Here is a 20,847-nt window from a genome sequence, read left to right as displayed (position 1 = left end):
TGGACACCGCCGTGCATCAAGGTGTCCAACGTCGCAACATCGGACGGCTTCAGTCGAAACGGCAGAGGAGGTCGTGGCATTCCCCAATACAGAGATGCCCCGGTCGATTGCCAGATTAATTAAGCAAGTATTCATACGGTCAAAGACCTAGTGAGAACGATGGCCTTCACCGCACAACCGCCGGATCTACAGCATCGAGCGTTGGTCGTGAGAGCTTCGCGGTCATTGGCCCGCTCGCCCTGCGCGGCATTGCCGCATATCCGGTTTCTGTTCGCTGGCTCAACGGGTTCGCTACCCCGCCTCTTTTAGCGCTCCCCTCACGGTTGGCGCCTTGCGGTTCGCTTCGGTTCCTACGACCAAGTTCCGCGAGGACTCGCACCGCCCGACCATCGCCCATGCTGGGCACACAATGAACGCGGGGCGCGATCGAGTGATCGCGCCCCGCGTTTCTTAATCATGGCCTCGTTACTTCACGCTGCGCTCGGCCGAGGCCAGCAGCGTCTTCGCCCGCGCGTTGTTCGGATTCGCCTGGACCGCTTCCTTGTACAGCGCGATCGCCTGCGTCAAATTCTTTTGGTCCTGCGCTTCGATGGCACGACTGATCAGCATCATCGAACGAAGCTGGTTGGGGCCCCTCGCACCCACCGCCGCCCCTTCCTGAACGCCGGCCGGCACCGCCGGAAGCTTGAGTCCAGCATTCAGCTTGGCACCGAGTGCGCCGAGCAGCTCGAGCATGTTGTCCGCCTTGCCCGTCACCGACGTAGCGTACTCGAGCTCCGACGTTTCGGTATTGATCGCGCGGACGTCCATGCGGATGCGCTGCTTCGAGTCGATCACAAAGCTGCCCATCAGCATGTGCAGCGCGCCCAGCGTCCGGCCGATCTTGGCCGCCGTTTCTTTCTCCACGCGGCCTGTAGCGCCCAGATCCTGCTCGGCCAGCAACGCCTGCAACCGGTCGCGCTCAACCACGCGGATATTCGTGTTGGCCGACAATTCCGTAATCATCATTTCCGCGAGTCCCTTGCTGAGCGGCGCATATTCCACATTGTTGCTGATCGCGCCGTTCGTGAAGTACAGAACGGCGACGGTCGGACGGGTTGACGGGGTGCCTTGGGCACCGGCCGAAGCGAACGCCAGAGGCAGAGCGAGTGTCGTAACGGCCAAGGCCCTGCGAGTGCGGCGAACGAGCGAGGCTGCGATCATGCGGGTATTCTCCGAAGGGTGAGATTCCCAGAACTTACTGTCGGACGTCCATTTCGTTCAGGTTTGTATGCCGAAAGTCTGTCCCGTGTGTGGCACAAGCTACCCCGATCCGAACGTGTTCTGCCCGTCTGACGGCAGTACGCTTCGCGCGGCCGACTCCGATGGTGACCTGATCGGCAGTGTGGTCGCCGACCGGTATCTGGTTACCGACCTGCTGGGCGAAGGCGGCATGGGCAAGGTATACCTAGCCCGGCACGTGCGCCTGCCGCTGCAAGCCGCGATTAAGGTGCTACGCGCGGAACTGCTCAAAGATGCTGCGTCGGTTGCCCGCTTCAATCGCGAGGCCGCCAACGCCAGCCGCATCGAGCATGCGAACGTGGCCCGCGTCTTCGACTTCGGCGAAACGAGCGACGGCACGGTGTATTTGGCCATGGAGTACGTCTCCGGCCGGACACTCAAGGAAGTGCTGGAAAAGGAGGGGCCACTCACCCTGCAGCGAACAGCCGTGTTGATCCGGCAGGTTGCCGACGGACTCGATGCCGCGCATCGCATAAGCATCGTACACCGCGACCTCAAGCCCGACAACATTCTGGTCACCGTCGACGAAAATGGCGTGGATCGGTGCAAAGTGGTGGACTTCGGCATCGCAAAAGCGGTGGGCGGGAACGACAAAGAAGCGGGCCTCACCCGCACCGGCTTCGTGGTCGGTACGCCCGAGTTCATGAGCCCCGAGCAGCTGCTTGGCACGGAGCTCGATCATCGCAGCGACGTGTACGCGCTCGCGCTGGTCGCGTATACCTGCCTCACGCTCGATCTCCCATTCGACCGAAACACGCCCGATCGTGGCATGACCGCGCGCCTCATGAGCGCGCCGCGCCCGCTGGCCTTGGTTCGCAACGACCTGCAGTGGCCGGGTGGCTTGCAAGAAGTGCTCGATCAGGCGCTGGAGCGAGAGCCCACCAAGCGTACCTCGTCGGCTGGCGCCTTCGCTAAGGCGCTGGAGTTTGTCATCGCCGGACCGGTCCCGGGTGCGGCGCCGGGTGCGGCGCCGGCCGTGGCAGCGAACGTCGAGGCCGAAGCACCGGCCGCAGCGCGCCAGATCGCGACCGTGTCTCGGGGAGACATCAAGAACGAGGTCGAGGCGCGGGGGGGAGTCGTCACTCCGCCCGCAAGGCCCGTCAAACCCGTTTCCGAGTCCAACCAGCAGGTCCCGCTGAACGAAGATCTTGACGAGCCGATGGCGCGCCGTCGAAGCTTCCCCTGGCCACGTGTTCGCCTGCCCAGCCTCGGCTTGATTCTGGTCGTCGGTGGCGGGATCTGGTTCTACAACAAGCAGCGGCCGCCACGGGTGCAGGACGTCACGAACCTCGTGGACGCTGCGAAGAATGCGGGCGGATCGTTGATCGACGGTTCACAGTCGGCAGCAGCCAACGCGCAAAAGGCGATCGGCTCAACGAGCACCTCAACGCCCGATCCGGTGCCGTCGGGTGGTCGGACTCCGGCGCCGACCACGCCGTCCGATGCCCCAGCCAACGCGGCCGCGGCACCCAGGCCGACCGCTCCCACCGCGTCGCCGTCAGGCGCATCGGCGCGTTTTTCGCTGGACAGCATCACGAAGGCGCTCGACCCACTCACCGCCGATGAAGCGGTCGCACGAGTGGCCATTCCTGCCATTCGTGGACTGCTCACTCGGATGACCGGGGCGGGAGACAGCGCGTGGGCCTACATCCGCATTGCCGAAGCACACTTGCTCATGGACGAAGTGAAGGCCGCCTGCACCGCGCTGCGCAACGCCCGCGGCCTCGCCCAATCCATGTCTCAAGCGCGCGTGGTCAGCGACTACACCACCCAACTCAGCTGCGGGCAGTAGTGCCGACCCCGCGGGTGTCGATTACTTCGTCACCCGCGCGACGCAGCTCATGCGTCCCATCCATCCACGCGTCAGCACCGATGCGGCCTCACGCTGCTGCGCATCGAAGCGCAGCCGTACCGGCTCCGCGTCTTTGAGACCGGCCGCATTCCACGTCACCAGCGATCCTTGGAAGGCATCGCCGCTGGCGACCAACCGGAAGATCGCCCACTCGCCGGTAGTGAGCTTCACACGGAGCTCCTTGTTCTTCTTGAACCGCGCCAGCAATTCAGCCTGACGTCCCGACGTGGCCGGCCACTCCACCACGTTCTTAAACGATTGCTTGTCGAGTCGCGCTTCGAGGCCGTTGTTCTTGAGGATGACCAGCGGTGTCGTCTCCGTGATCATACCGCTCACGTTCCACGTGACATGTGGATTGGCAGGATCCTCGGCGAACAGCGCGTCGGACACTTCCGCCGCCTTGTTGAAGAAGCCGACGAAGCTCTCTGAGAGCTCCACACCATCCACCAGCTTCGCCACGTACTTCAGGCCCGACTTCGTGAGGTACTTGGCCAGCCGATCGGCGTAGAACGTCCACAACTCACCGGTATCGGGCGTCAGGATCGCCTTCACATCGGCGATCGTGGCATCGGCTGTCGCGTCGGCGTTAAACGGAAATTTTGACGTGAGCGATGCATCGACTTTCGAGCACAGTGCAACACCGCGCTCGTTGAGCGCCGCGATCTCCGCTGCGGCCACGCCACCACCACCACCACCGCCACCACCACCGACCGGGGGCGGCGGCGCCACCGCTACCATGCGCTTCGCCGGCGGACGGGCCGATGCCACCGTCCGGAGCACCGCTTCGGCGCCCACGATTGGCGCCAGCAGCAGCTGCTCCACCGCACTCGCCATAGACGACGCCTCGGCACTCACAGCGAAACCCTGCGACACGCGCTTGGCTGCCACGCGCGCTTTCGTGACATCACCGCCGGCCAGCTGTGCCGCCTGCACGAGCACCAGCGTCGAGGTCGTATCGGTGGCGGATGGCAGATTGCCGATCTGGGTCAGCATGCCCTGCAATCCAAGCAGACCATCCATGTACGGCTGGTTCTTTTCCGACACGTACTTGTCGACGATCGCCGGCGGCGTCACCGCGTGCACCGGCTGAAACGCGGCCCGCGTACTCGAATCGGTATCCGTGTGCACCGCCACCGTGCGCAATAACTGCAGCAGCGGCGATTGCATCCCGGCGATCACATCGAGCTTGGCGGCAGCGTCCTTCACGTTCGACGCACGCGCCACGTTCGTACCCTGCACGACCTGACGCCACGAGCGCAGGTAGTCATCATGATAGCGCGTGCGAATGGCAGCGATAATCGCGTCGCGATCGACCGACTTCGCGGCGGTCGAATCACCGACCACCCACGTTTCACCCTGAAAGTAGCGGTCGGAATTCCGGAAGGCGTCGACCATGAACTTCGCGCCGTTCGCACTGAACGCGCCGGCGACTTCCGGCGGAGCCACGACGGTGCCGGGTGACTGCGGCACCTTCACCGGTGGCACTGACTTGTTTGCTTCCGACAGCATGTTCGCATAAATCTGGTCACCACCCGTAAAGCGCGAGAGGAACTCGCGCGCCTGTGTCACCAGCGACGCGTTGGCAGCGTTCGGCCACGGATTGTACGTGGGCAGTTCGCTCGCATAGAACTCGAACTGACGACGGGCGAGCCCCGTGACATCGGCATCGGTCGTAATGCCGCGCTGCCAGCTCGTGAGCAGCACCGGCGCGAGAAACGCCGATGTGCTCTTGTCGGGCGACGACGTAGTGATGAGATAGCCCTTCAGTCGTGCGTACGTCGTACCGTAGTCATCCCCCGGCGAGGGGGCATCCGGCAGCGCCTTCAGCGAATCGATCAGCGCGCCCTGGCCGTCAGCGAAGAGTTGCTTGCGGAACCCATCGTACCACACCGGACGAGCCGCGTCGTACACCGTCGGACCACTCCACAAGCCAAATCGCAAACGCCACGGCGGACCGTCCTGGATGAGTCCACGCAATGTATCGAGCTGCGCACGCAGCGCATCGAGCCGGCGCAGCGCGTCCGGTGACGGCAGGGCGATCGTGCCGGGCGCCGACTGAACCACTGGCAGCGCTGACACCGCCCGGGCGGCCTCGGCCACCCTATTACTGATGGCCCGATTGCCGAGCCACGATACCGTCACACCCGTGAGCAACAGCAGCGCGGCCGCCGTGACCGCGCCCAACATCGCACGACGCGTACGCTGCACACCCACGCCACCGCGTGCCACCGACGCCGCGCTCGGGTCGGCCAGCACCACGTCACGCAGGAACCGATCGAGGAACACCCACTCGGGCACTTTGCGCGCAGTCGGTATTGCGGCGACCAGCGGAGAGGCGGCGGCAACCGCCGGCTGACGGAAGATGCCCGTGGCATCGGTTGCCAACGGCACGGCGGCGACGAGCGCACGCGGCGACGCCGGCGCGACATCGGTCACCACGACCGGACGCGCACCCATAAAGTAGAAGCCGCGCAGCTGCGGACTCGAGCCGATCTGCGTGGGACGACACACTTCCAACAGCAACGACGTCACCGACGGCTGCAGCTTGCGCAGCTCGCGTGGCAACTCGTACGACGAATAGCGACGATCGATCGCGCTTTCACGTCCCAGCAGTTCAGAACGGCGCAAAGCGATCCCCTCAATGATCTCGCGGAATGCAACATCGAGTCGCGGCGTGAGCCGCTCCGCGTAACTGCCGCTGTTCGACGCCGGGTCGAAGGGCAGCGTGGCGCCAAGGGGTGCACGCAGTTCGTCTTTCGTGAACACGCTGATCCACGGCTGGAAGTGCGGTAGGCGATCCATCTTGGTGAACATGACATACACCGGCACGGCCAGCCCCAGTTCGCGCGACGCTTGGGCCAGCCGCTGCCGGAGCGACTGCGCCAGCAGCTCGAGCTGCTGCCCGTTGCCACCGGCGTAAAACAGATCACACGGCACGCACAGCACGATCGCCCGTGCTGCCGCGTCACCCTGCCCCACCGCCGCCGCCACACGGGGCGCCCGCAACGCGCGCACCACTTTCGACCAGCGCCGGGCATCGGTGAGCAGCGCACCACCAAGTTCAGTGATGACCGCCTGACTGAGTGCCCAGACATTGGCGGTCTTTGTAGGCGTCGGGGCGTCGGTTGTCGCGGCCGGTGCATCCCCCGCCAACAACTCGGGATCGCCACCAGAGCGGGCGATCATCGTGGTCTTTGCGCCGCCCTCAGGACCGAGCACGAGCACCATCGCACGATTGAAGAACGCCCCGCGCGGTAACCGGGCCCGCGCCGCAGCGATCGCGAGCAGCACATCGTCACCAGTATCGAGCACCGGCTCCGCATTCGGCGGACGCAAATACCAGAGGATCGCACCGGCGAGGATCAGCCCCAACACCAGCAGCCCAGCGCGAAGGCCCCACGTGGACAACGCATCAAGCGCGGCGGAGCGCTCGATGAGCACGATCGCGAGAATGAACATCAATAGCACGGCGGCGGCGAGAACCCACCGGACGAACGGCTTGCGAGACGCCATAAGAAGATCCGGGGTTATCGAGTGGTGGTCGCGGAGATCGACGCCACCGGCGCTAACGTGCGAAGGTCGCTGGCGGCGCTGCGCAGCGTCAACGCATACGTGGCCCACAACACGGCGAGTAGCACTGCGCTTGCGATGGCGGCGAGGGTGAGCCGACGGAGCCAGGGATCCTTCGCCTCGACGTGGTCGGCCGGCGGATGCCAATGTGGGGCCAGTTCACCCGGCGCCCCACGCAGTCGGCCCAGCCGCTCAGCCACTCGCGACGTCGTTGCGTGCAACTGTCCATTGTCGCCCGCGCCGTACTTGCCGAGGAAGCCCAGCAGCAGACAGAGCTGGTGCACTTCCAGCAGATCACCGAGCTCCGGGGAGTCTGGTCGCGCCAACAGTTGATCGAGATGCTGAAAAAACCATTCGCCGCCCATGTGGCCGCCGAAGAGTTCGTCCTGCAATGGACGGCGTGCCCAATCAGCCAGCGCCGCGGTACGCGTATTGAGCACGGATTCATCGAGGAATGCCACGACGGCGAAGATCGCCAATCGTGCGTCGGCGGCCGTGAACCCCGCCTGCAGCGCCTCCTGCTCGGCGCGCGTCAACAATTGAATGATTTGGGCGCGAAACGCCGTCGCATCGGTGACCGGCTGACGATCCGCCCGCAGGCGAACCACGGCGGTGATCGATTCCTGCAGCGCACTCGCCAGACGACCGGGCGCCATCATAGTCGAAGCAGACACGGATGTTCCTCAACACGATTGGGTTACGACGACGACGGCAACAGGATCGCCACTTCCAGATAGACGCTCGGCAACGCATCCGGCACGTACACGCCAATCTCGCGGCTGTCGGTCAGCGAGAGGGCGCATGGACCGCTCAGCGTGAGCTCGAAATACGTCAGATCGGGCTTCGGCGCGAGCCCAGCCGGAGGGCTCGGGACATGCTCGGTGGGAAGTCCGTTGAGGGCGCGACGGACCAGCTCAAGGACGAACTTGCTGGCGCACGTTTTCATGAGCCGCGGGACGCGGTCCACCAGTTCGGCGCGTCCCACATCAGCGCGGACGCCCAGAAACCAACGCGTACCAGGCTCGAAGCAGCGCGGATCGGACAGCACGGCCACCTGCAGCACCTCTGAGGCCGCGACCAGGGGCACCACAATTGCGCGGGCCGAGATCACCACGTCGAGATGCGCGCGCAGCTGGAGTTCAAGCGCCGCGAACACGTCGGTGAGATGATCGTGATCGTAGGTCGGTAGCTCGCGGGGATGTCCGCCCATCGCGAAGGTCGACAGCGCGCCGGCCAGTCGTGACAGTTCGAGAAACAATCGCTCCGGATGCGCCCGTCGCGTGAGCAGCAGGTGCCGCAATGGGGCATCGGCCGATCGCACCGCGTGCAACAGCCAGCGCGTGGCGAGTTCGTTGCCTGCATACCCCGCCGCCCCGCCCGCTGCACCCGACGGCGCACTCGAGATGGTCGCCGACAAGGCGCTGCCCTTCGCCTCGAGCAGGCTCACCGTGCGACGGGTGAGTTCCAGCAGCGCATCGCAGGCCGAAAGTTGCAGCACCGGTGGGATGAAGTCGCCGTCCACCTGAAACTGTCCGCGTCCATCGCGACGGATCCGACCGATCGGCATAGACACGAAGGCGTCGGTAAGTTCGTCATCCAGCAACAATCGCAAATTCCTGGCGGCGAAACGCACACGCATCGGATCCGCCCCCGTCGATTCGTCGATCACCAGCTTGTCGACGGCCTGAAAACGCCGCGGGGTGGCGTTCGCATCAAAGGGTCGGTGCGCCTCGGCATCGCCGTCGAGGTGATCCACGTTCGCGGCGTCGGGGCGCCAGTGCGGCAGCGCGAGGAACACGACCTGCGCATCACGCGTCGGCGAGAAACGTTCGGCGATCGCACTGGGCGACGGCGACGGATCGGCGTCTGGCGTATGGAACACCGTACCGTCGGGAAGCACCCCACGGGCATGGATTAGCGCCAGGGTGCCGTTCTGGAGTGCATCGCTATCCAACGCGACCGCCGACAAGCCATAGGCGAACGGGAAGAGCAGGTCGAGTGTACGGGTCGATTGGTCTTCCTGATAGCGACGCTGCGCCTGAAAATGCTGCGGCGCGAGATGCATGCCGTCTTCCCAGACAACACGGCGCGACGGCGGTGAGGTCAGTTGCATGGCATCAGGTGCATCGTGTCAGGCCGGACGGGCGTACGATCGGCAGGGCATGCACAGGCGGGGGGGGTGCGTCGTGAACCTGCAAACACTCGCCGACAGGAACGGCCACGCACGGCACGGGGCAGCGTGTGCGAAACAGCTGCATTACGCGTTGTGCATTGCGCGTGGCCGAGAGCGCGTGAACAATTTAAGAATACACCAGCGGTGCGGTTGTCGCGTCGTTCCGGCGCACCCGTGCACTCTTCCGGTACTTCCCGACCATGAGCGAAGATTTCAATGCCCGCTATCGCCTCCTGAAGTGCGTGGCGGTAGACGACGGTATTCGCAGCCACAACGCCCAAGAGCTGGTGACCGGCCGTGTCGTCATGGTGCACCTCGCCGACGCCGCCGGCCCGGAACAGGTCGATCGCTTACGGGCGATGCTGACCCGCCTGCCGGGCGCGGACAAGAACCGCGTACTCGAAACGGCCACACTGCCGTCAGGCTTCGCGGTCGTGACCGAGTTCCTGCCCGGACTGACGTCGTTCCTCGACTGGCTGGCCGCCCGCGTACCACCAAGCGAGGTGCCGCCGATAGCCGAACCGGCACCACCGGCGCCGACCGTGCCGCCGGTGGCGGCCCCCGCACCGGGTGCGTTCACGCAGATGTTTGACGCGCCCGGTATTCCCACGGCGCCCGCCGCCGTCACATCGGCGGTGCCTCCGCCAATCGCACCCGCTGCCCCGGTGCCAGCCGCCCCCGGTGCGTTTACCCAAATGTTTGGCGCGCCAAGCATACTCGCGGCTCCCGTGTCGGAATCCATGCGCGGCGTCCCACCTATATTGGCGAAAGAGACGCCATCACTAGAGCAATATCCGTCATTAAACACGACACAAGGTGGCATTCCGGTCCAAAAACCGCCCACCGAACAAGTCGTGCTACCGGCCTCCGTTCCCCCATTGCCGCCCGCGCCAACGCCCCCGCCACCCACAACGGGGCCGGGTGACTTCACATTAATGTTCTCGGCGCCGGCCACCGTCGCACCGCTTCCGGACACGATACCCCTGTCCCCCGTAGCACCCGTGTCACCCCTCGGAAGCGCGCCACCACCCCGTGTGCAGCCACCAGCGTCTATGCTGGGCATTCTCACGCCGCCCAGCTTCATGGCGGCGTGTATGCCGCCGGCGCCGGTCGCCGCCACCGCTCCGTCACCTAGCCACGGGTCCCCGGTGTTCGATCACTCGCCGCTGTTCGGTTCCTCGGTGCCTGCATCCAGCGCGCCCATGGCGCCGCTCCCGTTCACGCCCTCTGTTCCCCCTCTCAGCGGCGGGATCGGCGCTTCGCCCATGAGCACGTCACCCCTTGGTGCCTCACCCATGGGTTCGTTACCGATCGGCGGTGTCGCCGGACTTCCGCCCGGCGTGCTGCCACCGCCGATATTTGGTCAGGGAGGCGCAACGCCGCTCTCGCCGATGGGCGGGGCCGCGCCCAAGGCCACCGGACCGAGTGATTTTACACGCCTGATCAGTCAGGCCGCCGCCCCCGTCGTCCCGTTGGCTTCCACGCCGGCCGCCGCCAAGCCGGTCACGATCGCCACACCGGCCAAACGCACCATTCCGATGGGGCTGATCGTCGTCATTAATACGGTCATTCTACTTGCCGTCATTGTCATCGTCTTCGTACTGCGGAAGCCTCAGCCCAGCATGCCGTCCAAGCCCGCGGTGCCCAAAGTGCCGTCCGTCAGCGCGCCCGCGTTGAAATGACCTATCCTCCGCGCTATCGGAGGACGATCACCAGTTCGAAGCGCGCGTCGACCAGTTCGGCCGGGACGTACACGGCCAGGTTGCGCGCGCGCGCGATCGCGTCCCACGCGCTCCCCGCCTTCCGGATCGCGAAGTACTGAAAGTCCAGCTTTACCGGCACCGCCGAGGGGGGCGACGAAATGTGCGCGAGCTCGATGCCCGGGAGCGCCTGACGGATCAAGGTGTCGACCACGTCGGCGGCGCCCACCTTACACCCCTGCAGCACCTTCGGAATCAGCTCCTGCTGGCGCAGCGGGGCACTGACCGCAAGAAACCACTGCGGCGCCTCCAGCCACTGCACTTGCTCGATGGCCACCGCGTGCAGCGTGGCACGCACCGGCTTGAGCGGCGACGCGACGGCCGTATCGACCACCGCACCATCCAGTAGCTCATACAGCCGACGCTCGAGCTCGAAAAAGCCTTCGCCCAAGCGCAGGTGATCGTAGGTCGGCAACGACCGCGCGTCGCCGCTGGTCGAAAAAGCGGACAAGGCGCCGACCAGCGCTAGCATCGCTTCCCACAGGGCGGCAGGATGCCCCCGTCTCACCTCATGCAAATGCCGGATCGCCGGCAGGTGCGTGTTGACCGTATACAGCAGCCAAAAACTGCCCACGTCGGCGACCGTAAAATCGGCCAATCCCTGATTGCGCTGACGTCGGCTACCCGAAAGCGACGCACTGCGCGCCGATAGACGCTCGGTGAGCCGACGCATCATCCCCATCATGACCTCACTCGCCGAGAGGTCGAGCAAGGGGGGAACAAACTGGGAATCCAGCGTCACGTCACCGGAGGCTGCACGACGCAGCCGGGCGATGGGCATCGCCGTATAGCCTTCCAGGCTTTCCCCTTCCAGCAGCAACCGTAACGACGGCGGTGACACTTGAATCGGCCGCTCGGTCAGCCCAGTCGTTTCATCACGCAGCAGCTGTTCGTCGGCCTGCCATCGTGCTGACGCAGACTCACCGCGCCGAGCCACGTTGCGCGCGCCCGGTCGATACTCCGGCACCGCGACGTACGCGAGCAGCGTGTCCTGATCGGGACCAAACGCGCCGTTCAGCGCTTTGGGTGGTGGCGTCGCACCGGCAATCGGCGCGTCGAACAGCAAGCCGTCCGCGAAGCGACCGGCAATCGTCGTAGTGACGAGCGTACCTCCGGCAAGCGCGGCCAGATCCAGGGACAAGTGCGACAGCCCCCACGGGCTGAAGGCGAGCGCGTCAACCTGAAAGGCGAGCGTTTCCTCGTGATGTCGATCCTGCGCCTGCAGATGCTGCGGCGTAAGCAGGACGCCCTTGGTCCAAAGTACCGGCGGTGAGTGGCGCATCCCCCAACGTATCCCAACACCCCCCGTCTCGTCAGAGTCGTCGGCAACTCCTCCGCCCTTTCCTGACGGATCGTAACGCGGGAGGACCGGGGCGTCAGGTTGACGTGGTGAAGACTTGACAAGCGGGCCCTTCAGTAGGACACTTGCTCTCCCGTTGGACAATCACGAACTCTCCCCTCAAGTCCAATCGCGCCGGAGTGTTGTATGGCCGAAAGTACGCAGAAAAAACTCGAACGAGTCCGTCCGCCTCGCATCCAAATCTCGTACGAGGTCGAAACCGGTGGCGCGATTGAAATGAAGGAGCTCCCGTTCCTCATGGGCGTGCTTGGTGACTTCAGCGGTAACCCCGCGGAACCCCTCGCGCGGTTGAAGGATCGGAAGTTCGTCGAGATCACGCCTGACAACTTTGACGATACGCTCGCCAGCATGAAGCCGCGTCTGCAGTTCTCCGTGGAAAACAAGCTGAGCGAAGACGCGGATGCTCCAAAGCTTGGTATCGAACTGAACTTCCGCAGCATGGACGACTTCTCGCCTGACGCCGTCGCCAAGCAGGTCAAGCCGCTCCGCGAGCTGCTCGAGCTGCGGACCGAACTCGCGAACCTGCGCGCCAATCTGCAGACGAACGAGAAGCTCGACGAAGTCCTGCAGGACACACTGGGCGACGCCGACAAAATGGCCAGGCTGAAGGCCGAACTCGGGTTGGAGAGCTAACATGGCCGAAGCACAGAAGGCGGGCGCGCAAGCCGTCACGACCGACGCCGAACTCTCCCTGCTCGACCAGATCGTCGAACAGGGCAAGATGGGCAAGGACGCTGAGACGAAGAGTCGCGGCAAGGATCTGGTCAAGCGGTTCGTGAGCGAAGTCCTTGAGGGCGCGATCACGATCAATCGCGACACGGAAACGATGATCAACGCGCGTATCGCGCAGATCGATCATCTGCTGTCGCTCCAGGTCAACGAGATCATACACCACCCCGACTTCCAGAAGCTTGAGGGATCGTGGCGTGGTCTGCAGTTCTTGATGAAACAAAGCGAGACGAGCGCCATGCTCAAGATCAAGGTGCTCAACGTCTCCAAGAAAGATCTGCTGCGCGATCTGCAGCGCGCACCCGAGTTCGACCAGAGTGCGCTTTTCAAGAAGGCGTACGAGGAAGAGTACGGCGTGTTCGGTGGAACGCCCTTCGGCGCGCTCGTTGGCGACTATCAGTTCGACAAGAGCGGTCAGGACATCGAGCTGCTCGAAAAGATCTCCAACGTGGCCGCCGCCGCGCACGCACCGTTCATGACGGCGGCGTCACACGACATGCTCAACCTGCAGAGCTGGACCGACCTCGACACGCCGCGCGATCTCGCCAAGATCTTCGACAGTACCGAGTACGCCCGCTGGAAGGCGTTCCGCTCGAGCGAAGATGCCCGTTATGTCGCGCTCGCCGCGCCGCGCGTGCTCATGCGCGAACCCTACGGCTCCGCCACCGTACCGGTGGAAGCCTTCAATTACGAAGAGCGCGTTGACGGCTCAAATCACGAGCACTATTGCTGGGGCAACGCCGCGTACGCTATGGCAGCAAACGTCAACAAGGCGTTCGCCATGTACGGCTGGTGTGCACAGATCCGCGGTGTCGAAAGCGGTGGACTGGTGGAAGGGCTCCCCATCCATAACTTTCGGATGGAGTCGGGTGAACTCGCCATGAAGTGCCCAACCGAAGTGCAGATCACCGATCGTCGCGAAAAGGAACTCGCCGACCTCGGCTTCGCACCGCTCGTTCACCAAAAGGGCACCGCCAACGCCGCCTTCTTCTCGGTACAGTCGGCCCAGAAGCCCAAGACGTACGACTCGCCAGGCGCGACCTCCGCCGCGAAGTTGTCCGCGCAGCTGCCGTACATCTTCGCCACGTCGCGCTTCGCGCACTATCTCAAGGTGATGATGCGCGACAAGATCGGCGGGTACACGTCACGCGCCGAAGTCGATTCGTTCCTGAATCGCTGGATCCAGAACTACGTCGCCGTCGAAGGCGCCACGGCCTCCATCAAGGCGAAGAAGCCGTTGTCGGAAGCACGTGTCGATGTGGTGGAAATCCCGGGCAAGCCGGGAGCCTATCGCGCCGTCGCGTTCCTGCGTCCGCACTACCAGCTCGACGAGCTGGCCGTGTCGATGAGACTGGTGGCCGAGCTCCCCGCCGCCGCGAAGTAGTCTCGTCGCTCGTCTGGTGGTACCGTAGGTCGTACGTTCCCGATCGTTCATTCTTCATTTACCCTGGAGTATCACGCACATGGCATTCGATACGTATCTCGATATCACCGGTGTCGTCGGTGAGTGCACGGCGGCCGGCTTCGAAAAGAAAATTGAGATCTACGCGTTCAGCTGGGGTGCCTCCAACCCGACGTCGGTCGGACCGGGCCGTGACGGCCTCTCCGCCGGCCGCGTGGCGGTGTCCAGCTTCATGGTCAGTAAGAAGACCGAGAAGTCGTCGGCCGCGCTCTTCGCGGCGTGCTGCACGGGTCAGCACTTCGACAAGGCGACGGTCTCGATGCGCAAGGCCACCGGCACCGGCGGCCAGGATATCTTCCTGACCTATACGTTCACCGACGTGATGGTCGAGTCCGTGCAATGGTCGGGTTCGAGCGGTGGCGACGACACGCCGTCCGAGTCGCTCACGCTCGCGTTCGCGAAGGTCGAAATCGAGTATAAGACGCAGGACGACAAGGGTAAGCTCGCGGTGGCCGGTCAGGCCTCGTGGGACAGCACCAAGGTGTCGGCGTAAGGCGAGGTCCGCGCCATGGCCTCCTCGCAAGCGCTCTACGCGGCCGGCCAGCTCGGCGCGGCAATCGAAGCGTTGGGCGTCGAGCTCCGGAATTTTCCGGCCGACGCCCAACGGCGCACGTTTCTGTTCGAGCTGCTCACCTTCGCAGGCGACTGGTCGCGGGCGCAGAAGCAGCTCGACGTGCTCGCCAAGAACGGCCACATGGCCGAAGCAGGCACGATGCTTTATCGCTCGGCCATCGAGGCCGAGCGCGTTCGTGAACACATGTTCGACACAGGTGACTTTCCGACCACCACTGCCCCGTCACCGGTCAGTGGGATGCTCAACGGCGAACCGTTTTCCTCGATCGAAGACGCCGATCCCCGGCTGGGCGCCCGACTCGAAGTGATCGCCGGCGGACGCTATCTCTGGATCCCGTTCGCGCATCTCGCGTCGTGGTCCACGCCTGCGCCCGCGCGCCTGCGCGACCTGCACTGGGCGCCGGCACAGCTGCGCACCGGGCCCTCCGTGGCCGACAAGGAACTCGGCGAAATCCTCCTGCCTACCCTCTCGGTCGGCGCGTGGCGCCATGCCGAGGACGAAATCCGGCTCGGACGGGCCACCGACTGGGAGGATCTCCCGTCCGGTGACTTCGCTCCCGTTGGCCAGAAGTTGCTGCGCGTCGACGATCGGCTCGTGCCGCTCGTGGATGTGCGGGAACTCGTCATCGCGTCCTAACCGACGCCCGTCGGTACCAGACCGTCACCGCGTTGTGCGGTGACGGTGTCGACGTTTCCGTTTCTCTTTCTCGACATGCCAGTAAACTCCGAGCTGCTCACGACGCTGCTCGCGCCGATTCCGGGAGACAATCCCGCCGGCAGCGATATGCGTTACGATCCGCAGTACGACACCTTCAAGGAAGCGCGGCGGGAAGAGCTCGCGGTCCCCGACAAAGACGGCAACATGTTGGCCGACCGGAAGGTGCCCGACTGGAATCGCGCCGCCGCCATCGGCACCCAACTGCTGAACAAGTCCACCAAGGACCTGCAGCTCGCGGCGTGGATGACCGAGGTGCTCTTGCAGCGCCAAGGCGTGTCCGGGTTGCATACCGGGATCGAACTGCTGCGTGGTATCCTCGAGCAGTACTGGGATACCTGTTATCCGGAAGGAGAAGACGGCGACTTCGAACTCCGCAGCGGCCCGTTGGAGTGGATCGGCAACAAGCTGACGCTCCCGTTGCAGCAGCTCACGATCGCATCGGGCGGCCTTTCGCTGCTCAATTACAACACGTCGCGTGGCATTCCCACGGAAGTCGCGATCAGTGCCGCCGACTACGAGACCCAAAAGAGCCTCAAGTCGGCCCGCAGTGAAGCGGAGGCGTTGGGCAAGACGATGCCTGAAGCGGCCGACGCCGCGATTGAGAACACCGGCAAGGTCTTCTACAAAGTACTGGTCGTCGATATCGATACGGCCGTGGCCGGCCTCGCCGCGCTCGAGGCGATGTCCGACGATCGCTTCGGCCGCGAGGCGCCCGCGTACACCGGTCTGCGTAATGGACTCGTTGAACTGCGACGCTTCGCCGGCAGTACGCTCGCCCGAAAGCTCGAGCTCGACCCCGATCCGATCGAAGAAGTGTTCGAGACGGAAGCGTCCGGTGTCGCCGACACACCAAGCGACGGACCGCAGACCCCCGAGCCCGTCAACAAGCAGGATGCTGCGCAGCGCGTCATCGTCGTCGCCAAGTGGCTACGTGGGCAGGACGCCACCAGCCCGGCGCCGTACGCCATGCTGCGGGCCTTCCGCTGGGGTGAATTGCGCGTGCGCGCGCCCGATCTCGATCCACGGTTGCTCGAAGCGCCGGCCACACCTATGCGCGCGCGGCTCAAGTCGTTGCTGCTCGACAATCGGTGGGCCGATCTCCTTGAACAGTGCGAAGGGCTCATGGGCACGGCCCAAGGTCGCGGCTGGCTCGACCTGCAGCGCTACTCGCTGACTGCCTGCGCCAATCTGGGCAGCGGATTCGATCCAGTGGCGGCCATCATTCGCAGCGAACTGCAGGCGTTGCTGCGCGCCCTGCCACAGCTCCCGGGAATGACGCTCATGGATGACACGCCGTCTGCCAACGACGAAACCAAGGCCTGGCTGTCCGCCAACGGACTCGACGCTCCCCCAGAGGCGGCGGAAGCCGAGGTCGCGAGCGCTGACGACTCCGCCCCCGACAGCGCCATCGGCGACGGCGCGGAACTGCTTGGCGAGGCGCTGGCCGACGACGAGGCTACTGCGAGCCAAGGCGGATTGCGCGCTACGCGTCAGCGCCGCGCACCCGTCGCCACCGGACGTGATCCGTTCGACATCGCTCGCGCCGAGCTGAGCGCCGGCCGACCGAACAAGGCCATCGAGCGCCTGATGACGGAACTCGCGCGCGATCAGTCGGAACGCGGGCGCTTCGTCCGCCAGACGCAGATCGCCTACATCATGGTCGAGGCCGGGCTCAATCAGGTCGCGGAGCCGATTCTCGAGCGTTTGCTCGAAATCATCGACGACCGGAAGCTTGAAGACTGGGAGGCGGGTGCGCTGGTCGCGCAGCCGCTCGCCTTGATGCACACGGTGCTCACGCGAACCGATGACGATTCAGCCCGGCGATACAAGCTGTATCTGCGAATTTGCCGTCTCGATCCGCTGCAGGCGCTCGCCCTGCAGCAGGGTTGAGGACCGCATTCGGCATGGCACGCACCGAACTCGATCGCGCGGTTCAACCCTCGTTGCTCGATCGTCTCACCGACGAGGCGCCTCAAGTCAGCGGCGACGTCGCCGTCTCACGCGAGGAATCGGTACGTCGGTTCCGTCAGGCGGTGCAGCGTGACGTGGAATCGTTACTCAACACGCGACGGTGCATCGTCGAGATCGGCCCGGCACACGCCGAACTCCGCCGGTCGGTGCATGAATACGGCATCCCAGACACCACCGGATTGGCGGTCGGCACCGTCGCGGGGCGCAAGCTCCTCACCGATGACATCAAGGATGCCCTGCAGCGGTTCGAGCCCCGGCTCATGAACGTGACCGTGCGTCTCACCGACAGCGATCAAGTGCGGACGCCACAGGTGTGCTTCGCCATCGAGGCCACGCTGCGCATGGACCCGAGTCCCGAACAGATCGTCTTCGATACCGTCTTGGAAATTGCCAGCGGCTCGTACGCCGTGGACGAGAACGGCTGATGGCTAAGGAGCGCGAACAACGCGAACTCAAGGACTACTACGAGTTCGAGCTGACGTATCTCCGTAAGCTCGGAGCCGAGTTTGCGCAGCGGTATCCCAAGATCGCGTCGCGCCTACAGCTCGAAACCAGTAAAACGGAAGATCCGCACGTCGAGCGTCTGCTCGAGGGCTTCGCCTTTCTGGCCGCCCGCGTGCATCGGCGCCTTGACGACGATTTTCCGGAAATCTCCGAAGCGCTGCTGGAGATGCTGCACCCGCAATTCGTCCGGCCCGTACCGTCGATGTGTATCGTTGACATGCCGCTCGATCCGGCGCAAGGTCGTCTGCCGGATGGTCATTTCGTGCCGCGCGGCAGTGTGCTGCAGACACAGCAGGTCAATCGCGTGCGCTGTACGTTCCGCACGGTGTACAACACCACGCTGTGGCCGCTCACGATCACGAATGCGGAGTGGACCACGCCAGACCGCGCGGGCGCAGGCGCGAGTACCCGCGATGCGGTGGGTGCCATTTGGCTCGAGATCCGGGCATTCGAGGGCGTCAGGCTCGCCGACCTCACCATCGATGCGCTTCGACTTCACCTCGCTGGTGGCACCGGTGTCGTCGATACGCTGTACGAGTTGCTGCTCAACAACACCATGCAGGTCGTGGTGCGCAATCCCGATCGGCCGCACCAGCCACCGATCGTGATCAAACCCGGTGCAGTGAAGGCGCTGGGTTTCGGCGAGAACGAGAGTATGCTGCCGTATCCGAACCGCACCTTCGGCGGACACAGTCTGCTCATGGAGCTGTTTGCGTTTCCGCAGAAATTTCACTTCGTCGACCTCGAGGGCTTCGGCGACGCCGTGCGTGCGCTGGGCGCCGTGGATCGGGTCGATGTGAGCTTTCTGGTGAGCTCGTTCGAGCGCGCGGATCGTCGGCAGCAGCTCGAACTCGAGCTCTCGGCAAAGTCGTTCCGCACCAATGCCACACCCGCTGTCAATCTATTCCAGCAATCCGCCGAACCGATCCTGCTCTCGGAGCGACGCTTCGAACACTTGGTCGTCGCGGAAGTGCGGCAGCGACTCGAAATCGAGGTGTGGTCCGTCGATGAAGTGAAGCTCGTGGAACACGTTTCTCGCGAGGCGCGCGAAATCGCGCCGCTGTACTCGCATAAACACAACATCAGTGGTGCCGGCGACGATGTCTTTTGGCACGTGACACGACGGACGGCCCCGTGGCGCACCGATGGCGGCACCGAGCTCCATCTGGCGTTCAGCGACATGAGCGGCACCGTGCGCGCGCCCGATGTCGACGTGGCATCGCTACGCGTGAGCTGCTTCAACGGCGATTTGCCGAGCCTGTTGCCCTTTGGCGGCGACAACCGTGGCGATTTTGAGCTGATCGGCGCTGGTCCCGTTCATCGCATCTACTGCATCGTCAATCCCACCAAGTCGGTGCAGCCCGCGCTCGGCAGCTCGATGCTTTGGCGCATGATCTCGTCGCTCTCGCTGAACCATCTGTCGATCGTCGATGGAACGCCTGATGCTTTGCAGGAGCTGCTGCGGCTGCACAACATAAGCGACGATCTCGGTGCCGAACGACAGATCGACGGACTGGTCAGAGTCAGCAGCGAGCCATCCTTCGCGCGCGTCGACTCCCCGCACGGCATCGCCTTCGCGCGTGGTCGCCGCATCGAGCTCGAGTTCGACGAACAACAGTTCCCCGGCGGCGGCATGTTTCTCATGGCCACCGTGCTTGAACGGTTCTTCGCCCTGTACGCGTCGATGAACAGTTTTACGCAGGTAGCGGTGCGGTCGCGGCAACGTCGGCGACCGGTCACGGAATGGCCGGCCCGCGCCGGTGGACGGACGCTGCTATGAACACGGCCGAGGACGCCCGCAATCGGCGTACGTTGGCCCGCAGCCTCGAAGAGTCGGGCAGCGGCTACGACTTCGTGCAGGCGATGCGTCTGCTCATGCGGCTCTATCCCGACCGCGCCGCGGTCGGCGGCTGGGACGACCCCGCCCGCGAAGTCGTCCGTCTCTCGGTGCCGCCGTCCTTTGCGTTCCCTCCGTCGGAGATTGCAAAGCTCGAGCTCCCCAGTGCGTCCGACGAGCATGCGATGACGGGCATGACCGGCGAGTTCACGAATCGCACTCAGGCCCGCATGGCCGTGCGCTTCATGGGACTCACCGGTCCGCAAGGCGTATTGCCGCACATGTACACCGAGCACGCGGCCGCGCGCGCCCGCGCGCGCGACACCGCCTTCCGCGACTTTCTCGATCTCTTCAATCACCGGGCGCTGTCGTTGTTTCACCGGGCTTGGGAGCGATACCGGCCCTATGCGGCGGCCGAGCATGGTGCCGAAGACCGGCTGCGCTCCCATCTGCTCGATCTCGCGGGGATCGGCACCGCCGGTGTGCAAAAGAACAGTCGTGTGCCGATCGACACGTTGGCATACTATGCGGGCTTGCTCGCCCTTCGCACGCGGCCAGCCGTTGGCCTCGCGCAGATGATCGGCGATCACTTCCAGGTCGACGCCACCGTCGAACAGTTCGTGGGCGAGTGGCAAGCGCTGCGTCACGGCGGACAGCTAGCGCTCGGTGACGATGATCTCGATGGCATGCTCGGTTCGGCCGTGCTTGGTGATGCCGTCTACGACCCCCTCGCCCGGGTGCGTCTCCGTCTCGGACCGCTCTCGTACGCGCAGTTCCAGACGTTTCTTCCTGGTGGTCGCGCGCACGACCGACTCCGTGAACTCGCGCGACTCTATGCTGACGACCAAGTTGGCGTCGAAGCGCAACTGGTGTTGGCGCGTGACGAGATTCCGCCGTCGTCGCTGGGGGTTCCCGGCGCGCCGACGCTCGGATTCGGGACGTGGCTGCGCTCCAATCCCCCCGTGCGCGATGCCGACGATGTGCGACTGATCCTATGTTAACCGTGTGTGTCCCGTGTATCCGCCGAATTTTCCTTCCCTCCCTCTCCCGCTGACGG

Annotated in this window: 15 protein-coding genes; 10 read left to right on the top strand and 5 right to left on the bottom strand. The window is 64.6% G+C overall.

Annotation, left to right across the window (positions count from 1 at the left end; translation table 11 throughout):
• Positions 1 to 465: 465 nt before the first annotated feature.
• Entirely contained in the window at positions 466 to 1,203 is a 738-nt protein-coding gene (locus tag ACESNG_RS00490; RefSeq protein WP_373067266.1) for a CsgG/HfaB family protein, read from the bottom strand.
• Between the two features lie 115 nt (positions 1,204 to 1,318).
• Between ACESNG_RS00490 and ACESNG_RS00485 the strand changes: the two genes are divergently transcribed.
• Positions 1,319 to 3,073, top strand: coding sequence for a serine/threonine-protein kinase (locus tag ACESNG_RS00485; RefSeq protein WP_373061133.1), 1,755 nt, complete (start codon positions 1,319 to 1,321; stop codon positions 3,071 to 3,073).
• A 21-nt stretch (positions 3,074 to 3,094) separates the two neighbouring features.
• Here ACESNG_RS00485 and ACESNG_RS00480 read toward each other — a convergent pair whose 3' ends face one another.
• From ACESNG_RS00480 to tssK (ACESNG_RS00470), 3 genes are read right to left on the bottom strand one after another with little or no spacing between them, the layout of a single operon-like run.
• The gene (locus tag ACESNG_RS00480; RefSeq protein WP_373061134.1) at positions 3,095 to 6,646 is read right to left on the bottom strand and encodes an ImcF-related family protein; all 3,552 of its coding nucleotides are present in this window, start codon (positions 6,644 to 6,646) and stop codon (positions 3,095 to 3,097) included.
• Between the two features lie 14 nt (positions 6,647 to 6,660).
• Positions 6,661 to 7,377 (bottom strand): DotU family type IV/VI secretion system protein, encoded by a 717-nt coding sequence (locus tag ACESNG_RS00475; RefSeq protein ID WP_373061135.1) that lies wholly within the window; start codon positions 7,375 to 7,377, stop codon positions 6,661 to 6,663.
• A gap of 23 nt (positions 7,378 to 7,400) precedes the next feature.
• Complete coding sequence (tssK, locus tag ACESNG_RS00470; protein ID WP_373061136.1) at positions 7,401 to 8,816, bottom strand: type VI secretion system baseplate subunit TssK; 1,416 nt, start codon at positions 8,814 to 8,816, stop codon at positions 7,401 to 7,403.
• A 260-nt stretch (positions 8,817 to 9,076) separates the two neighbouring features.
• On the opposite strand from tssK (ACESNG_RS00470), the gene ACESNG_RS00465 reads away from it, so the two are divergent.
• A complete protein-coding gene (locus ACESNG_RS00465) occupies positions 9,077 to 10,558 on the top strand; it encodes a hypothetical protein (RefSeq protein WP_373067263.1) in 1,482 nt (493 codons plus the stop codon).
• Between the two features lie 13 nt (positions 10,559 to 10,571).
• Here the strand turns inward: ACESNG_RS00465 and tssK (ACESNG_RS00460) are convergent, their stop codons facing one another.
• The gene (gene tssK, locus ACESNG_RS00460) at positions 10,572 to 11,918 is read right to left on the bottom strand and encodes a type VI secretion system baseplate subunit TssK (RefSeq protein ID WP_373061922.1); all 1,347 of its coding nucleotides are present in this window, start codon (positions 11,916 to 11,918) and stop codon (positions 10,572 to 10,574) included.
• 204 nt (positions 11,919 to 12,122) lie between these two features.
• Here tssK (ACESNG_RS00460) and tssB point away from each other — a divergent pair, with 204 nt between their 5' ends.
• The 8 genes from tssB (at position 12,123) to tssG (ending at position 20,791) form a co-directional block, all read left to right on the top strand.
• Positions 12,123 to 12,629: a type VI secretion system contractile sheath small subunit gene (gene tssB, locus ACESNG_RS00455; protein ID WP_373061924.1), complete on the top strand. Its 507-nt coding sequence runs from the start codon at positions 12,123 to 12,125 to the stop codon at positions 12,627 to 12,629.
• Position 12,630: 1 nt separating this feature from the next.
• The gene (gene tssC, locus ACESNG_RS00450; protein WP_373061926.1) at positions 12,631 to 14,109 is read left to right on the top strand and encodes a type VI secretion system contractile sheath large subunit; all 1,479 of its coding nucleotides are present in this window, start codon (positions 12,631 to 12,633) and stop codon (positions 14,107 to 14,109) included.
• A gap of 79 nt (positions 14,110 to 14,188) precedes the next feature.
• Positions 14,189 to 14,680, top strand: a complete 492-nt coding sequence (locus ACESNG_RS00445; RefSeq protein WP_373061928.1) for an Hcp family type VI secretion system effector — start codon at positions 14,189 to 14,191, stop codon at positions 14,678 to 14,680.
• 15 nt (positions 14,681 to 14,695) lie between these two features.
• Positions 14,696 to 15,397 (top strand): type VI secretion system accessory protein TagJ, encoded by a 702-nt coding sequence (locus ACESNG_RS00440; protein WP_373061930.1) that lies wholly within the window; start codon positions 14,696 to 14,698, stop codon positions 15,395 to 15,397.
• Positions 15,398 to 15,472: 75 nt separating this feature from the next.
• Positions 15,473 to 17,368 (top strand): type VI secretion system protein TssA, encoded by a 1,896-nt coding sequence (gene tssA / locus ACESNG_RS00435; RefSeq protein ID WP_373067261.1) that lies wholly within the window; start codon positions 15,473 to 15,475, stop codon positions 17,366 to 17,368.
• 14 nt (positions 17,369 to 17,382) lie between these two features.
• A complete protein-coding gene (gene tssE, locus ACESNG_RS00430; RefSeq protein ID WP_373061934.1) occupies positions 17,383 to 17,874 on the top strand; it encodes a type VI secretion system baseplate subunit TssE in 492 nt (163 codons plus the stop codon).
• Positions 17,874 to 19,733: a type VI secretion system baseplate subunit TssF gene (gene tssF / locus ACESNG_RS00425; protein WP_373061936.1), complete on the top strand. Its 1,860-nt coding sequence runs from the start codon at positions 17,874 to 17,876 to the stop codon at positions 19,731 to 19,733. Before tssE ends, tssF begins: the two co-directional genes overlap by 1 nt.
• Positions 19,730 to 20,791 carry a type VI secretion system baseplate subunit TssG gene (gene tssG, locus ACESNG_RS00420; RefSeq protein WP_373061938.1) on the top strand — a complete coding sequence of 354 codons (1,062 nt, stop codon included), beginning with the start codon at positions 19,730 to 19,732 and terminating at the stop codon, positions 20,789 to 20,791. Before tssF ends, tssG begins: the two co-directional genes overlap by 4 nt.
• Positions 20,792 to 20,847: the final 56 nt, after the last annotated feature.

Source organism: Gemmatimonas sp. (assembly GCF_041689975.1).
In the GTDB taxonomy this organism is placed as follows: Bacteria; Gemmatimonadota; Gemmatimonadetes; order Gemmatimonadales; family Gemmatimonadaceae; genus Gemmatimonas.
This window is presented reverse-complemented; position numbering and strand designations above follow the sequence as displayed.

Bases quoted from the DNA above. Each gene is read 5' to 3' on its own strand.
- tssA (WP_373067261.1), top strand. From the start codon at position 15,473: ATGCCAGTAAACTCCGAGCTGCTCACGACGCTGCTCGCGCCGATTCCG.
- ACESNG_RS00440 (WP_373061930.1), top strand. From the start codon at position 14,696: ATGGCCTCCTCGCAAGCGCTCTACGCGGCCGGCCAGCTCGGCGCGGCA.
- tssE (WP_373061934.1), top strand. From the start codon at position 17,383: ATGGCACGCACCGAACTCGATCGCGCGGTTCAACCCTCGTTGCTCGAT.
- tssB (WP_373061924.1), top strand. From the start codon at position 12,123: ATGGCCGAAAGTACGCAGAAAAAACTCGAACGAGTCCGTCCGCCTCGC.
- tssK (WP_373061922.1), bottom strand. From the start codon at position 11,918: ATGCGCCACTCACCGCCGGTACTTTGGACCAAGGGCGTCCTGCTTACG.
- ACESNG_RS00490 (WP_373067266.1), bottom strand. From the start codon at position 1,203: ATGATCGCAGCCTCGCTCGTTCGCCGCACTCGCAGGGCCTTGGCCGTT.
- tssG (WP_373061938.1), top strand. From the start codon at position 19,730: ATGAACACGGCCGAGGACGCCCGCAATCGGCGTACGTTGGCCCGCAGC.
- ACESNG_RS00465 (WP_373067263.1), top strand. From the start codon at position 9,077: ATGAGCGAAGATTTCAATGCCCGCTATCGCCTCCTGAAGTGCGTGGCG.
- tssK (WP_373061136.1), bottom strand. From the start codon at position 8,816: ATGCAACTGACCTCACCGCCGTCGCGCCGTGTTGTCTGGGAAGACGGC.
- ACESNG_RS00445 (WP_373061928.1), top strand. From the start codon at position 14,189: ATGGCATTCGATACGTATCTCGATATCACCGGTGTCGTCGGTGAGTGC.
- ACESNG_RS00480 (WP_373061134.1), bottom strand. From the start codon at position 6,646: ATGGCGTCTCGCAAGCCGTTCGTCCGGTGGGTTCTCGCCGCCGCCGTG.
- tssF (WP_373061936.1), top strand. From the start codon at position 17,874: ATGGCTAAGGAGCGCGAACAACGCGAACTCAAGGACTACTACGAGTTC.
- tssC (WP_373061926.1), top strand. From the start codon at position 12,631: ATGGCCGAAGCACAGAAGGCGGGCGCGCAAGCCGTCACGACCGACGCC.